We start from the raw sequence: 15232 nt of genomic DNA on the forward strand, positions 1-15232 counted from the left end.
TAAGTCATAAGTTGTAAGTTGTAAGTTGTAAGCAAGGAGTAAGGGTCGCTGGTCGCTGAACCATAGTGATTTAATGATTGCTCCCGGTATAAGAAAGCCCACTCAGATTAACTATCTGAGTGGGCTTTTTTTATCGGGACTATTAGCTGGTAATAAATCACACAAATTTTGATGAGTTCGTCATTCCGTAAAGTGAGGGACGAACTTGTACGGAATCTAAGGCTTTTAGTGGAGCTTGATCCCGGATATCTTATTTCTCGATTCCGGGATGGCAACTAGCCTGATACCTGTCCTCAGGCTTAGGTACCCGATAGGGTGATGCTTAGCCCCGCACCCGATTTAAAGTTCTTCGGTGTTGTCAGGTTAATGCTCACGCTGCTGAGTTTTGCAGGCTCTCCTGTACTGCCAGGATCGATATCGTTAGTGATAATGAAGCCAGTCGTAGTGCCGCCGCGACGCGTCGTGTTAGCAACTTCAAATGCATCGAAGATAAGCTCTCCTGCTGAGGCTTCGACTGCCACCTGAGTGCTGGCTGGCATGATCTGATAAGCGCTGTCATAGAACTGCACAGTGAAGCTCGATGACTCTCCGGCTGCAATCGCCGTTAATGGCACAATTGACCCCGTTGCCAGACCGAAATCATCGCGGATTAAATTGTTGCCCTGCCAGATGGTGAAGCCTGCACTCGAACCGGACATGGTCATAACCAGCGCCTTGCGGATATAGGTATTAGGTTCGCAGCCAACGATTGTGGACTGACATTGAGGGCCGTTGAACTTACCATCAGGGATCTGGTATTCGCCACTGCTTGTGGTGTTGAAGTACTTCTCACCAGGCGTATAGGAGAAGCTCTCGTCATCATCACGGAAGGCATCGCCTAAGTCGCTGAAACCACTCGGTAGGTAGGCCTCGATATCCATACCATTGCCTGAGCAGTGAATGGCTTGTCCGTCACTATTTAAACAAGCCTTGTCTACAACAGGTTTGCCCTCGGCATCTACAGTGACATCTTTATCATCGAAGACGTTATTGCCGTTAGTATCGAAGAAAGTCTCATGTCCAAGCGCATAGGCAAGAACGGTGATGCGATGATCCGGAACCCTTGGGTTTGCCGATGTCCACTCGACGCTACAGCTGCCGTTGACTGTCAGACAGCTGGGGACTATCTGGCCACCTTCGCTGGTAAAGTTGATGGTGGTGTCATCGGGAGCTGGGTTACCGAAGGTGTCTGAGGCATAAGCTGTTAGCGTCACCTTTTCACCATTAAAATCACCCGCTTCCGGGTTAAACATGCTGGTCGATATACTGAAGCCAAGCTGTTGAGGCAGGCCGGTATTGACTGTGAGCTGCTCAGACTGACTGGTGATGGTCTCATTTGTGTCAGTGTCGGTGGCCGAGGCAAGTACACGCACCGGGGTCGGCATGGTACCAGCCAGAACGCGAATGCTGGCAATACCTTGCGAGTTGGTCAGGCTCTCGTCGGTGGCCGCGCCATTTGAGAAGCTTAATCCACCGACAACCGTGTCGAGCGTAAACTTAACCGCCTGCTGCGCTGCCGGTTGGCCGTTAGAGCTGGTTACCTTAAAGGTTACCAGAGATGATTCTGTGCTGCCGGTGCCGCCTGCGCCCTTGATGCGAATATTCTTAGGCTCTGCCGAAAGGAAGCTCAGACTCGCCAGCGTTTGACGCTCCAAGGTGAAGGGTAGGTTTGCCGTCAGGGTTTGATTACCGGCCTGAGTGGTCGCGACTATCTGATCGTCACGTTCACTGTTACCGCTACAGCTGGTATCCTGGAAAGTTGAGCCGGCGCTGCCCGATAGTGTGGTGACCGGGGTATCCAGACTGGCGTTATTGCTGGTAACACAATCGGAGCCAAAGCTTATCGATGAGGGGGTCTGAACCCGGGTAATGGTGCCATCGTCGGCCACGCTGACTAAGGTTGCCGTGATGCCGAAACTACCACCCGCGCTGATGCGATATTTACCATCGACGGGGGTAAGCGTGGTGGCTAGCTCATCTTCAATAAAATTATTGTTGTCATCAAAGTGTCCCAATTTAAGGACACCGTCATCACCAATCGCATTTGCCGGTAGTACCTCATAGAGGCTGTTTTCCTGGTAGCCTTGATCTTTATAGCTCAAAGAGACATTCAGGCTGGCTGCACCCAGTTCATTCTCTGATGGGGTGTAGCTGACTTGTGCAATACCCTGCTCGTTAGTGAGCGCCGTATTCGGATTCAGGGTGGTGCTTCCCGCACTAAAGGTGACAATCTGCTGAGCAATACCTTGGCTCGAACTGTCTAAGAACTGTGCCTGAAGCTGTACCGTTTCATCGACCTTAAACTGAGTAACCGTCGCGGCACCGTTAATGATGCTGGCGCTGATTTTTGGCGTATCTTCATCGGGAATGCCGTCGTCGACAAACTCATAGTTACGATTGACTGCAAGGATATTATTCTCTGCCGCCTTAGTATCGAATTGCGCGGTTAGCGTTCCGGCACCCAGAGAGGCTTGAGCATTACCAAGTATGACTTCGGCAATACCTTGAGTATCTGTTAGTTTAGTTGCGGGACTCAGCTCACCTAGAGTTGCGCTGAAACTGATTAAACCACCGTTACTGTTACTCCCTCCCTGAGTTAACTTGGCCACCGCACAGATGCTGGCATTATTGGCAAAGCTCAAGTCGTTGGTTGCATCGGCGCATTTGCCGTCGACAACCGTTTTATAACTCAGTGAGAGGGCATACTCTCCTGTATTCTCTCCACCGCTATCATCGGAAGCGCCATTACAGCCCCCCAGAGAAGATAGAAGCAAGAATGAAAGAGGGAGAGCAAAAGCAGTTTTTATCAGTCGCATAAGCAACATCCTTGTACACAAAAGGAATAAACGAAATACAGTTGGAATTTTTGATATTGATTAACTTTACTGAGTAAGCAGGTTATTCAGATATCTCATTTCGTAAGTATTTGACCAATTCGATTGAAGATTTTGAAGCCTCGTCGGGTTTCTTAGCCAGCTCTTTAATTGACTGACGGATAAGTTGACGTAACTTCTGTCTTTCCAGTTGAGGGTGCTTCTCGAGCAGATCTTGAACGGCAGCATCGCCTTCACTTAGCAACTGTTCTTTCAGCTTCTCGGCAACATTTTGCTTCGCGCTTTCGTTACTGTTCTGATTCAGCACATTCTTAATATCGAGCTGTAATGCTTCAATATCGACATTACGCATGATCTTGCCAATAAACTGCAACTGACGACGATAGGCTTCGGTATTGATTTTAATCGTCTTAGTTTTCATTACATTATCAAATAAAAGCTCGTCTAAATTTAACTTCTTAATTTGGCTTTTACTTAATGCAACTAGCTTGATACCAAGCTCTTGGTAAACCGCTATTTCACGTTTTGCTTCAGCTCTGCTGACATATTCTTCATCATGGTCAAAGGGCTGTTTAAAGTGTTCTGAATCACCGACTATTTTCATTTAAAAAAATCTCTTACATAAACTGAGTTAATAATAACATTTCAGGAGAAAATCGCCTATCTCTTCCTATCATATACTGTGATGATCTTGAGGAGTTAGGTCCTATATCACCGGCATCAGCGTCACTTACTTTAATTACCCGGCACAGAGCGGGCTTCGGCAGTTATTTAATGTGATTGGGAATTGGGTTTGTTATGCTTAAGGTATTCCAGATAACAAAAGAGCAGATTTGTGACTACACCTAGCACTGACATTGAATTAAATTCATTAAAAGACGCCGTATCTATGGCCCTTGAGTATGCAAAAGAACTGGGGACAACGGCTGCAGAAGTTGCCATCAGTAAACAACAAGGCTTATCGGTTTCTACCCGACTGAAAGAGGTCGAAACGGTTGAGTTTAATAAAGATGGTGCGCTAGGTATTACCCTGTTCCGTGATGGTTGCAAGGGAAGTTCATCCACTTCCGATCTGAGCCCGGATGCCATTAGACAAGCGGTGAAAGCTGCCGACGATATTGCCAAATTTACCTCATCCGATCCCTATAACGGTTTAGCCGATGCGGACCTGATGGCGACCGAGTTTCCGGATCTGGATCTATTCCATCCCCAGGAGATCTCAGCCGATGAGCTGACCGATTTAGCGGCGCGCTCCGAAGAGGCGGCCTTGAGTGTCGATAGCCGGATAACTAACTCAGACGGTGCCAGTGCCAATGCACATACCGGCCTGAAAGTTTATGGTAATAGTCATGGTTTCCTTCATGGTTACTCGAGCTCCCGCTACAGCCTGAGCTGTGTGGTTATCGGTGAAACCGATGGCAACATGCAACGTGATTATGACTATACGATCTCGAGAAAATTCGGGGATCTGTTATCGCCTGAAGAGGTAGGAAGAAAAGCCTCTGAGAAGACCTTGAGCCGTTTAGGTAGCAGAAAAATTGCGACGACTGAGTTGCCTGTATTGTTGTCACCGGAAATTGCGACCGGCTTAATCAGTCACCTGGTCGGTGCGATTAGTGGTAGCAGCTTATATAGAAAGTCGAGCTTCCTACTCGACTCTATCGATACTCAGTTGTTCCCTGACTGGTTCAGTATCGAAGAGCAACCTCATCTGAAAGGGGCATTAGCGAGTGCCAATTACGATAGCGAAGGTGTGGCTACTCAAGAGAGACATATTATCGAGAGCGGTATTTTGTCTACCTACCTGTTAACCAGTTACTCGGCCCGAAAATTGGGGCTTAAAAATACCGGTCATGCCGGCGGCATCTACAACTGGACCCTGTCTCATACAGGCCAGACGTTCGATGAACTAGTCAAAGAGATGGGCACCGGCCTGATTGTGACTGAGGTGATGGGCCAAGGTGTTAATGCGGTTACGGGTGATTACTCTCGCGGCGCTGCAGGTTTCTACGTTGAAAACGGTGTGATTCTCTATCCTGTCGAGGAGATAACCATAGCGGGCAACCTGAAAGATATGTACCAAAATATTGTTGCGGTGAGTAAAGATCGCGATCTGCGCTCATCGATACGTACCGGTGGTATCTTACTCAGCGATATGAAGATCGCGGGTAATTAACAGCGGTATATCGGCTGCGAGTTTGGCTTGAGCTCTACTTGAGCTCTTATGTGAGCTCTTGTTTTAGCTCATGGCCGAGCTATCACTATTTTTAATTTGTGCTCGGCACGGCACTCTTTCGAGTATCGGTAAGGAGTTCATATGAACAGGCATTCGGGTTTTACACTCATAGAGCTCGTGGTGGTTATTATCATCCTGGGCATACTGGCTGTAACTGCGGCGCCTAAGTTCATTAACTTACAAAATGATGCGCGTATCTCGACGGTGCAGGGGATGAAGGCCGCGGTGGCCTCCGAAGTGCTTCTGGTCCATTCCAAGGCATTGATACAAGGGTTAGAGAAAGACAGTGAAGTCGATGTCGATCTGGGCAGTGTGACAGTAAAAAGCGTGTATGGTTACCCTAAGGCCGAATTTAGTTCGACCTGGTCAAAACTGCTCGGTGGTGAGTTTGGTGAAGCCGGCTACGTCGATCCCGCCGAATATGACTGGATCTGGCGCAATCGCACCGGCGGCAGCAACATAGGCCTCTATTTTATGCCCAGAGGCTACTCCGACGATAATCAAAATTGTTGGGTAAGGTATCAGCAGCCGACAGAAGCCGGTGGCGAATACCAGTTAACCATAGAGACCAGCGGCTGTTAGTTTCCTTTTTGATTTATCGGATCGATCCCTCCTAACCATACCTTACTCTTTTTTGAGTAAGGGTCTGTTTTAATAGTATCCTTTAAAATTTTCGTCAGAAAGCCAAGATCCCAACTTGAATATATGGGTAAACATATATATGCTTATCCATATGTTACTATCTCAGAAAATGATAGTTTTTCTGAGATAGTTTTTGAGTCTAGTTTTCTTATATCAGTTTTTTGAGAGTAGTTATGACCGCATTAGATCTATTTAAAGCCCTGAGTGATGAAACCCGTTTGCGCAGCCTGCTCCTGATCCAGGCTGAGCAGGAGCTCTGCGTCTGTGAGTTAATGCAGGCGCTGGAAGAGAGTCAGCCAAAAGTGTCCAGGCACTTGGCTCAACTAAGAAAGTTTGGCCTGCTTACCGACAGGCGTCAGGGACAATGGGTCTTCTATCGATTGAATCCTTCGCTGCCCAAGTGGGCGAATGCCGTGATAGATGAAACCTGCTCGGCCAATCGAGCCTTGATCCAGGATGAGCTGACCCGCTTGAACAAGATGGGTGACAGACCCGATCGTGTTAAGAGTTGCTGCTAGAGCTACTAGGTGTAGGAGCGGCTTTAGCCGCGAAGCTTCAAGAAGCAAGCTGACAATAGTGTCGCGAGATTGAGATACAAGATTAAGAGATTGAGAGAAAAGAATTATGGGACTGTTTGAGCGTTATCTGAGTGTTTGGGTTGGACTAGCTATTGTCCTTGGGGTGATCTTAGGTAACCTGATGCCGGATGTTTTTGCCCTGGTTGCCGCGGTTGAATACGCACACGTAAACTTAGTCATCGCCGTGCTTATCTGGGTGATGATCTACCCTATGATGGTGCAGATAGACTTTGCGGCCGTCAAAGATGTGCGAAAAAGCCCTAAAGGCTTGGTACTGACTCTGGTGGTTAACTGGTTAATTAAACCATTTACCATGGCACTGCTGGGTTGGCTGTTCTTCAAGGTGTTATTTGTCGAGTGGGTCGACCCACAGACGGCGACCGAATATATTGCGGGTATGATCCTACTCGGTGTCGCCCCCTGTACGGCTATGGTGTTTGTTTGGAGCCAGCTTACTAAGGGCGATCCTAATTACACCTTAGTACAGGTATCTGTTAATGACCTTATCATGGTGGTTGCCTTTGCCCCTATCTGTGCCTTCCTGCTTGGGGTCAGCGATATTCAAGTGCCCTGGGAAACCCTGCTCTCGTCGGTATTTCTCTATGTGGTTCTGCCGTTAGTCGCCGGCGTATTGACTCGCAAAAAGCTGGAGTCCGATGGCGACCCCGCGTCCCTCGCCCGATTTGTGAGTAACCTGAAGCCCTGGTCTATCGTGGGTCTGCTGGCGACGGTCGTCCTGCTGTTTGGATTTCAAGCCGAGACCATCCTTAATGAGCCACAGAACATCCTGTTGATTGCTATCCCTCTGCTCATTCAGACCTATGGCATATTCTTTATCGCCTACTATGCGGCCAAGAAACTAAAGCTATCCCATAAGGTAGCGGCCCCGGCCTGTATGATTGCGACCTCTAACTTTTTCGAGCTTGCGGTGGCGGTCGCCATCTCACTGTTTGGACTACACTCAGGTGCAGCACTGGCAACTGTTGTCGGGGTGTTGGTGGAGGTGCCGGTGATGCTGTCACTGGTGGCATTTGTAAATCGAAACAGAAAGCAGTTTGAAGATGACAGGGACGAACATCAGGCTGCCTCAGAATAGTAATTGGGTTTAGAAGATCACATCACACGTGAAGATAGAATTAAAGGATTTAATATGAGTATCAAGATAGGTATCAATGGCTTTGGTCGTATGGGACGTTTAGCGCTTCGTGCCGCCTGGGACTGGGATGATGTTGAGTTTGTGCAGATTAACGACCCCGCGGGTGATGCGGCGACACTGGCACACCTGCTGACATTCGACTCGATCCATGGGCGCTGGCACCATGAGGCTACCGGTGAGGGGAGCGAAATCCGTATCGGTGATACACGCATCGCTACGACTCAAGATTCGAATATTGGCGATACCGATTGGTCTGGCTGCGATCTGGTTATCGAAGCCTCTGGTGTGATGAAAACCAAGGCACTGCTTCAAGCTTATATCGATCAAGGGGTGAAGCGTGTGGTCGTGACGGCTCCGGTCAAGGAGGAGGGAGTGCTGAATGTGGTGATGGGGGTAAACCATCATCTCTATGACAAGTCGCTTCACCCCATAGTGACCGCCGCATCGTGCACCACTAACTGTCTGGCACCGGTTGTAAAAGTCATACATGAAACGATCGGTATCAAGCATGGTTCGATGACCACCATCCATGACATCACCAACACACAGACGATTCTCGATGCCCCCCATAAAGATCTGCGCCGCGCACGGGCTTGTGGCCTGAGCCTTATTCCAACCACCACTGGGTCGGCAACCGCCATTACTCATATCTTCCCCGAGCTGAAGGGTAAGCTTAACGGCCACGCGGTGCGTGTGCCACTGGCGAACGCCTCGATTACCGATTGTGTCTTCGAGCTGGAACATGCCACGACAGAAGACGAAATAAATGCACTGCTTAAGAAGGCCGCCGAGGGGGAGTTGAAAGATATTATGGGTTATGAGGAGCGTCCACTGGTATCGGTGGATTATAAGACCGATCCCAGATCCTGCATTATCGATGCGCCATCGACCATGGTAGTTAACGGCACTCAGGTGAAGCTCTATGTCTGGTATGACAACGAGTGGGGATACGCGAACCGCACGGCGGAACTCGCACGTATGGTCGGGCTTTCAGATAAAGGTTGAATGCGGAGCTAGGCTCTAGGCTCTAGGCTCTAGGCTCTAGGCTCTAGGCTCTAGGCTCTAGGTCCTAGGTCCTCGAACCTAGCCTCTATTATCTAAACACCAGGATATCTATGTTAGCCAGTATTAAGGCATTGCCGGAGCAGGTCAGACAATACCTTATCGTGACCGGTAACTATTGGGTGTTTACCCTCACCGATGGTGCGCTGCGTATGCTGGTGGTGCTGCACTTTCATCAGCTCGGCTACACGCCACTTGCGATCGCCATGTTGTTTATCTTCTATGAGATCTTCGGTGTGGTCACCAACTTAGTCGGTGGCTATCTGGGGGCGCGGCTCGGGCTTAACCGCACCATGAACTTAGGCCTTGGCTTGCAAGTGCTCGCCCTGGGTATGCTCCTGTTGCCCACCTCTATGCTGACCATAGCTTGGGTCATGGCCGCGCAAGGGCTTTCAGGCATAGCTAAAGACCTCAATAAGATGAGCGCCAAGAGTTCGATCAAATTGCTGGTCACTTCTGAGCAATACGGCAAGGGAGAGCAGGAGAAGCTCTATAAATGGGTGGCACTCCTCACCGGCTCTAAGAATGCCCTCAAAGGGGCGGGCTTCTTCTTAGGTGGCGCACTGCTGTCTCTATTCGGTTTCACCGCAGCCATTGGGGTATTGGCCGGCATGTTAGTCATGGTCTGGCTCTTTAGCATGGTGAAACTTAAGAAAGATCTGGGCAAAGCCAAGCGAAAGCCTAAGTTCAGTGAGATCTTCTCCAAGAGTCGCAGCATCAACATCTTATCTGCCGCAAGACTGTTTCTGTTTGCGGCCAGAGACGTCTGGTTTGTGGTGGCCTTGCCGGTATATTTGGCGAGTCAATTTGGTTGGGATCACTATTACGTGGGCGGCTTCCTGGCGCTCTGGGTGATCGGCTATGGTTGTGTGCAGAGCATTGCCCCGAGTCTGACCGGTAAGCGACGGGGAAAGATCCCCGATGGTTGCTCGGCGTTGGTCTGGGTCATGCTGCTCACCTTCATTCCTGGGTTAATCGCCCTGGCATTGAGTCATGACATCGCGCCTCAGATAAGCTTGCTGCTGGGTTTGATCCTATTCGGCGGTGTGTTTGCGATTAACTCATCCCTGCACAGTTACCTTATCGTCAGCTATGCCAGTGACGATGGCGTGTCGCTCGATGTAGGTTTCTACTACATGGCCAACGCCATGGGTCGTTTGATAGGCACCATACTTTCCGGTTGGGTCTATCAAGTCGCCGGGCTCGAGGCCTGTTTGTGGATCTCATCGGCCTTCCTGGTCATGACTGTGGTGATTAGTGTTTATTTACCCCAAAGGGTGGCGGCCTTGGAATGAAGGCCTGACACATTTTCTATGTGGGGTGTAGGTATTGGGAAGTGTGTTTGAAACTTGTATTTTCATAGTTATCTATCGCCTCCCCGGCGTGGGATGTGCAGATACTTCTTTGAGGCGCCGTGAACACTTCCATGTGGGCTCTGCCAAAACATCCCTGTTTTGGAAGCTCAAAGCCGCATCTACACTTGTTGATTTTAAAGAAGGTTATCTCTGCGATTATCTAAGTTCGCACTTTTTCCCCTAGTGGAGTTGTCATTGCTTCATTGAAAGTATACTGATAGGTTACTAAAATCATTGTGAATAAGTTTTGCTCTGCGACGGGAACGACAGTCTGTGGAGTATTTGTCTTAATTCATGTTTAATAAGCGGTTAGCTAGCTATGAAAGTATCACGTTCAGAATATAAAGTTATTTCCGTGAGTCGCTATTTAATTGCTATTTCATCTATATTTATTGTTGTTTCTATTTCCTTTTTTTTGTTGCCTTTCGAGCAAGTGTGGCCAGTGATAACTTCACTTTCATGGGTCACAATAGTTACATTCAGTTTTACTTCGATCTTGAGTGCCATAAAGTCAATTAATGTGTCTCAATATCCAGCACCAGATACATATGTGTTGAGTAATTGGAGCGTATATAAGGGAACAAAGGCAATTACTTATGGCAAGTTTCTATTGGTACTGTCTATTGCTATTTTTGTACTTAGTTGTGCCGCAGTTATTTATCAATTGAGAGTATACGATTGGTTTGCGCTCGTTCCTCGCTAATTAGAAATAAACATTATTGTACCGCCTAGGTGGGCGATATGAGTAATACCGAGCAAAAGGTGGTTTGATGATATTAATCAGAAAGGCGATTGAGGGTGATGCTCAAGCTGTTTATGACCTTAGAAGCCGGGCTATCCTTGAGGAGTGCTCAGGGTTCTATAGTGCAGAGCCACTCTCACTTTGGACGAAAGGTGGTGTATCAGAGAGCTTGATTAGCGATATTGTAAATTCATTTTATGTTTCCGAGTCCGATGCTCAAGTCACAGGGAATTCGTCTCGCTAAGTTTTTTGAACCTTAAGCTATGATTGAGATTTAGCATTGGACAAAACGTTTTGCACCACAGAACGTAGCCAGGAGTTTTTATCATTGTTGGTTAGCTTGCTTTTCCACAGCAAGGAAATTTCAAAATCGGCTATGTCTACGGGGGGAGTCAGCGCCGTGAGCTGGTCATCGAAGCCCTGTGCTTTTGCCATCAATTCCGGCACTATTGCGATTAATTTTCTTTTTTTCAGTAGGCTTCGAATCGTCAGAAAGTTGCGTGACGCGACAGACACTTTTCTTGTTAGCCCTAAATCCGCCAGCCTCTTATCCACTTGCGTCACTAAGGTTCCATCTGGGCTGACTAATGCTTGTTCAACGGCGGCAAATTCTGCAACTGTGAGAGTTTGGTTATTGGAAAACAGTTGACTGTCACATAAGCAAACATGCTTTTCGGTATACAAAAATTTACTGTCAAAGTCTGAATGCGGCTGAGGCATACTTCCAATCACCACATCTAATTTATCTTGATCTGCAATATTGACATAGTTATGCCGGTTGACATTGATAAAGCTCACTTGAGATTTTGGCGCGCTTGCCTGTATGGCGTCATATAGTGAAGGCGCAAAAATAAACTCGGCATAATCGGTTAAACCAATACGGCATTCTCCCGAGTAGCTTAGCGGTGTAAATTGCTCTTTGGCCAATAATCGATGTGATATGTCATCTAACAACTGCCCCACTATCGGGGCAATATGGTGGGCGTACTCACTGGGCTCCATGTGATGTCCCTTACGCTCGAATAGTTGGTCATCAAATAATATGCGTAAACGGGCGAGACTATGGCTCATTGCGGATTGACTGACATGACTCTTATCTGCGGCGATGCTCACACTGCGATAACGGTACAGATAGGAAAAGGTGACTAGTAAATTCAGATCGGTACTCTTCCAGTTTATCTCGTTCGTCATTATGCAATCCCATTTAATTCATAGATATGATTAAAACTATTAATTTGAATCATTTTAGTGGGTTTTATACATTAAGCATAAGATTTTTTGCAGAGTAAACAGATTATGTTGTCAATTTTTAAGGCCTTTTTCGCGTTAGGCTGGATCAGCTTTGGCGGACCTGCGGCTCACATTGGTTACTTTAGAATTACTTTTGTCGAGAAGCTGAAATGGTTAGACGATAAAGAGTACGGCCAAATCGTCGCACTGAGTCAGTTTTTGCCTGGCCCAGGTTCGAGCCAAGTCGGTTTTGCCTTGGGCTATAAGCGTGGAGGCCTCGGCGGTGCATGTTTGGCTTTCATTGGTTTTACCTTGCCTTCTGTGTTGATTATGCTGGTCTTGGCTGTCCTTAGTAGTCAGCTCACCACTACGCCAATGTTTCAAAGTATTGTCCACGGCCTTAAGCTACTCGCCGTGATTGTGGTAGCTGATGCCACTATAGGAATGTACAAAAACTTTTGTCGGCAAAAACTGACTATTGGTCTTTGTATAGCCACAGCTGTCTCCTTACTGGTATTTCCCGGCATCGCGACCCAAATGCTGGTGCTGGCTATTGCCGCTATCATTGGTGCCAAGATGTTAGCTAACCAACAAGCTAATATAGACCAGTCATTCAGGCCCTCTGTTGCGCCTTTAGTTCTGTTTGTTTTGCTATTGATTGGCTTACCCTTTGTCGCTCAACAGTTACCTATGCTTGCCCTATTTAGTGACTTTTACCAAGCCGGGAGTTTGGTATTCGGTGGCGGACATGTTGTGCTGCCATTACTGCAAAATATTGTTGGTGACCAAATAAGCCAAGACACTTTCTTAACTGGCTATGCTGTAGCGCAAGCTGTGCCGGGACCAATGTTTACTTTTGCAACCTTTATTGGCTACGAACTATTGCCCGATGCGCCACTGTTCGGGTCACTGATCGCGACGCTGGGCGTGTTCTTACCTGGTTTTTTACTATTACTTGGCGTGCTAAGAAATTGGCAACAATTGGCGAGTAATAAATTGGTTTCAGGTGCGATTAACGGCGTAAATGCGGCTGTTGTTGGCTTGCTGGTTGCCGCACTTTATCAACCGGTATTTAGCAGTGCGGTGGTTGATGGCCTGGATTTCGCATTGATTTTGGTTGGTTTTTTCTTACTCAAGCAACTAAAGCTCCCGATCGTCGCCATGGTGGTGTTTTACATTATCACTGGAGTGATATTGCTTTAATTGATTTAACATATAAATCAGGCGGTATATGCACATGAGCTTGAATTGTGGTTTCAGTCTGTTGCATAACAGGCTATTGCACACGCTCTTGATCCAGAAAGTACAGCCTTACTGAATCAAGACATCTCTACTTGGCTTAATTCGAATGTATTAAGCACATTCAGCCGCTAAGTAAACCTTATTCTTACCTGAGAATTTAGCTCGATACAACGCATCATCCGCTTGTTTCATCAGCCCTATTAAGGTTGTTGTATGTTCATTTAATGCTGCGACACCTAAACTAATGGTTAACTCAACAGTTACATCATCAAATTGAAAAAATTGTTCCTCGATGTTATGTCTAAGTCGGTCAGCAATATCATAAGCCTCAGTTTGTGAGGTGTTTTCAAGCACAATTAAAAACTCTTCACCGCCGATCCTGCCCACTAAATCATGCTTCTTAAGCCATCTCCTGGTTCGTTTTGAGACGGATTTTATCGCTAAATCACCGATATGATGCCCATAACGATCATTAATCGATTTAAAGTCATCAATATCAAACATAATCACTGATGCTGGTTGTTGCTTCTTAATTGTTTTTTCAATGATTTTTTGGCCTTTTTTGAAGGTATGTCCCCTGTTAGCAAGCCCCGTTAAAAAGTCGGTTTGCGCACGCACTTTAAGCGTTCTACGTGAGATTAATAAAAATAAAACAATGCAAAATAGCACGGTGACGATAATAAAAAACAAACTTAGTTTAAGCTCATTAATCCGCTCTTTATCTTTTACAGAAGCCAAACTCAACTCATTAATGGCTAAACGATTACCCAGCAATTCATTTTCAAACTCAGCCAATGCAGAATTATGATCGAGCGATAAACTGATCACCTCATTATCAATCACACTTTGATTAATCTCTCTCTCTATATCTATCACTTGAAATAGCTTATTCAGTGCATTAACTGGGTCATGCTCATCAAGTGCAATGATGGCATCAGCTTGGAGCAACATCGCTTTTTGGTTTGCAGCAAAGCTATCGTCTTGTTTAAAGGTTCGTGCCATATCAGCGGCTTTTTCAGCCTCACCGCTTCGCATATAAGCTAGGCCTAAATAGAGGTAGTTACTGCTAATAAAATACTTTTCTTGAGTTGTATGATTAAGTGAAACAGCCTTTTCTAAATGTAAAACAGCCTTATCATAATCATACGTTCGCAATGCTACACGTCCAGCATTTAAGTGAGAAAAAAACAACATATCATTATCGCCTGTAGACATGGCTGCCAAAGAAAACTGTGCTTCAACACTTTGACTTGCTTTATCCCAATGCCCTAGACTAATGGCTTCACTCAACATGTTGTATTGCATATTAAACATGTCTTCAATGTCATTAATGCTTTGCCATGTTTGATAAGCTTTTTCAAAACTGTCATAACCACGTCGATGTAGTCCTACTTGGCGATACAAGCTGCCTGTTGCGTTATAAATCAGCGCTTTACGATTTACATTAAGGTTGTTTTTATCGACGATAGCCATCGCTTCATCGAGCAAGGCAATCCCTTTATGTATCGACTTGGGTTCGTTAAAGCAAAAAGCATTTTGAGTTAAGGTCTTAGCAAGTAATTCGGAATTATGGTGTAGGCGAGCATAAACAAGGGCTTGTTTTCTATCGACGCAATATGCCGCGGGGTCGTTGGATTGCAAATATAACGCAAATGAACGCTCTAAATGACTATCGATAAGCACATCAGTAATCGGCAGGTATTTAACTAATTCAATGCCTTTGTCATAACTGGCGATTGATTGATCGAGTTGACGGGTTTTCTCATAAAGCTGACCATAGAGATAGTATACTTTCGCTTGTTGCTCAGCTTCAAGTTTGCTGTTTTTTAGATCAAATTTATTCAACAACTCGATACCGTCAGCCGGGCTAACCGCTTTGGCTGCACGTTCTAATTCAGTTAACGCATCACTAGCAAATCCATTTGTACTAAAAACGAAAAGTACGCAGCCCAACCAAGTCAGCCACTTTTTCATCAGTAAAAAAAACATGTTTAGCCTCCAGCTAATACTCCTTTTGGAGTATATCGATTCTAGATCGGCATGGTAATTATTTAAAGCTAAAATGTTGATTTAAAGTTACTTTGGTTGGATGCGTGAGGGCAGAGTAAACTTTTAC

At 46.4% G+C, this 15232-nt stretch carries 12 protein-coding genes; 8 read left to right on the forward strand and 4 right to left on the reverse strand.

Annotated features, from left to right (window positions below):
• Positions 1–299: 299 nt before the first annotated feature.
• Both SSED_RS02975 and yjgA read right to left on the reverse strand, forming a co-directional pair.
• On the reverse strand, positions 300–2855 hold the full coding sequence (locus SSED_RS02975) for an Ig-like domain-containing protein (RefSeq protein WP_012140919.1): 2556 nt from the start codon (positions 2853–2855) through the stop codon (positions 300–302).
• 82 nt (positions 2856–2937) lie between these two features.
• The gene (gene yjgA, locus SSED_RS02980; RefSeq protein WP_012140920.1) at positions 2938–3477 is read right to left on the reverse strand and encodes a ribosome biogenesis factor YjgA; all 540 of its coding nucleotides are present in this window, start codon (positions 3475–3477) and stop codon (positions 2938–2940) included.
• A gap of 231 nt (positions 3478–3708) precedes the next feature.
• Here yjgA and pmbA point away from each other — a divergent pair, with 231 nt between their 5' ends.
• From pmbA to SSED_RS03015, 7 genes are all read left to right on the forward strand, one after another.
• Entirely contained in the window at positions 3709–5049 is a 1341-nt protein-coding gene (gene pmbA, locus SSED_RS02985; RefSeq protein WP_012140921.1) for a metalloprotease PmbA, read from the forward strand.
• Positions 5050–5190: 141 nt separating this feature from the next.
• The gene (locus SSED_RS25085) at positions 5191–5691 is read left to right on the forward strand and encodes a type II secretion system protein (protein ID WP_012140922.1); all 501 of its coding nucleotides are present in this window, start codon (positions 5191–5193) and stop codon (positions 5689–5691) included.
• A gap of 233 nt (positions 5692–5924) precedes the next feature.
• Positions 5925–6269, forward strand: coding sequence for a metalloregulator ArsR/SmtB family transcription factor (locus tag SSED_RS02995; RefSeq protein ID WP_012140923.1), 345 nt, complete (start codon positions 5925–5927; stop codon positions 6267–6269).
• A gap of 106 nt (positions 6270–6375) precedes the next feature.
• The gene (gene arsB / locus SSED_RS03000) at positions 6376–7425 is read left to right on the forward strand and encodes an ACR3 family arsenite efflux transporter (protein WP_012140924.1); all 1050 of its coding nucleotides are present in this window, start codon (positions 6376–6378) and stop codon (positions 7423–7425) included.
• A 54-nt stretch (positions 7426–7479) separates the two neighbouring features.
• Positions 7480–8490 (forward strand): ArsJ-associated glyceraldehyde-3-phosphate dehydrogenase, encoded by a 1011-nt coding sequence (locus SSED_RS03005; RefSeq protein WP_041421513.1) that lies wholly within the window; start codon positions 7480–7482, stop codon positions 8488–8490.
• Between the two features lie 110 nt (positions 8491–8600).
• Positions 8601–9842, forward strand: a complete 1242-nt coding sequence (gene arsJ, locus SSED_RS03010; protein ID WP_012140926.1) for an organoarsenical effux MFS transporter ArsJ — start codon at positions 8601–8603, stop codon at positions 9840–9842.
• A gap of 830 nt (positions 9843–10672) precedes the next feature.
• The gene (locus SSED_RS03015) at positions 10673–10888 is read left to right on the forward strand and encodes a hypothetical protein (protein WP_041421936.1); all 216 of its coding nucleotides are present in this window, start codon (positions 10673–10675) and stop codon (positions 10886–10888) included.
• A 17-nt stretch (positions 10889–10905) separates the two neighbouring features.
• On the opposite strand, the gene SSED_RS03020 is transcribed toward SSED_RS03015, so the two are convergent.
• A complete protein-coding gene (locus SSED_RS03020; protein ID WP_012140928.1) occupies positions 10906–11835 on the reverse strand; it encodes a LysR family transcriptional regulator in 930 nt (309 codons plus the stop codon).
• 105 nt (positions 11836–11940) lie between these two features.
• On the opposite strand from SSED_RS03020, the gene chrA reads away from it, so the two are divergent.
• Positions 11941–13077: a chromate efflux transporter gene (gene chrA, locus SSED_RS03025; protein ID WP_012140929.1), complete on the forward strand. Its 1137-nt coding sequence runs from the start codon at positions 11941–11943 to the stop codon at positions 13075–13077.
• Between the two features lie 150 nt (positions 13078–13227).
• Here chrA and SSED_RS03030 read toward each other — a convergent pair whose 3' ends face one another.
• Entirely contained in the window at positions 13228–15105 is a 1878-nt protein-coding gene (locus tag SSED_RS03030; protein WP_012140930.1) for a tetratricopeptide repeat-containing diguanylate cyclase, read from the reverse strand.
• Positions 15106–15232 lie beyond the last annotated feature (127 nt).

It is taken from the genome of Shewanella sediminis HAW-EB3, assembly GCF_000018025.1.
In the GTDB taxonomy this organism is placed as follows: Bacteria; Pseudomonadota; Gammaproteobacteria; order Enterobacterales; family Shewanellaceae; genus Shewanella; species Shewanella sediminis.

Bases quoted from the DNA above. Each gene is read 5' to 3' on its own strand.
- SSED_RS03015 (WP_041421936.1), top strand. From the start codon at position 10,673: ATGATATTAATCAGAAAGGCGATTGAGGGTGATGCTCAAGCTGTTTAT.
- SSED_RS03030 (WP_012140930.1), bottom strand. From the start codon at position 15,105: ATGTTTTTTTTACTGATGAAAAAGTGGCTGACTTGGTTGGGCTGCGTA.
- SSED_RS02975 (WP_012140919.1), bottom strand. From the start codon at position 2,855: ATGCGACTGATAAAAACTGCTTTTGCTCTCCCTCTTTCATTCTTGCTT.
- SSED_RS03020 (WP_012140928.1), bottom strand. From the start codon at position 11,835: ATGACGAACGAGATAAACTGGAAGAGTACCGATCTGAATTTACTAGTC.
- arsB (WP_012140924.1), top strand. From the start codon at position 6,376: ATGGGACTGTTTGAGCGTTATCTGAGTGTTTGGGTTGGACTAGCTATT.
- SSED_RS03005 (WP_041421513.1), top strand. From the start codon at position 7,480: ATGAGTATCAAGATAGGTATCAATGGCTTTGGTCGTATGGGACGTTTA.
- yjgA (WP_012140920.1), bottom strand. From the start codon at position 3,477: ATGAAAATAGTCGGTGATTCAGAACACTTTAAACAGCCCTTTGACCAT.
- SSED_RS02995 (WP_012140923.1), top strand. From the start codon at position 5,925: ATGACCGCATTAGATCTATTTAAAGCCCTGAGTGATGAAACCCGTTTG.
- SSED_RS25085 (WP_012140922.1), top strand. From the start codon at position 5,191: ATGAACAGGCATTCGGGTTTTACACTCATAGAGCTCGTGGTGGTTATT.
- arsJ (WP_012140926.1), top strand. From the start codon at position 8,601: ATGTTAGCCAGTATTAAGGCATTGCCGGAGCAGGTCAGACAATACCTT.
- chrA (WP_012140929.1), top strand. From the start codon at position 11,941: ATGTTGTCAATTTTTAAGGCCTTTTTCGCGTTAGGCTGGATCAGCTTT.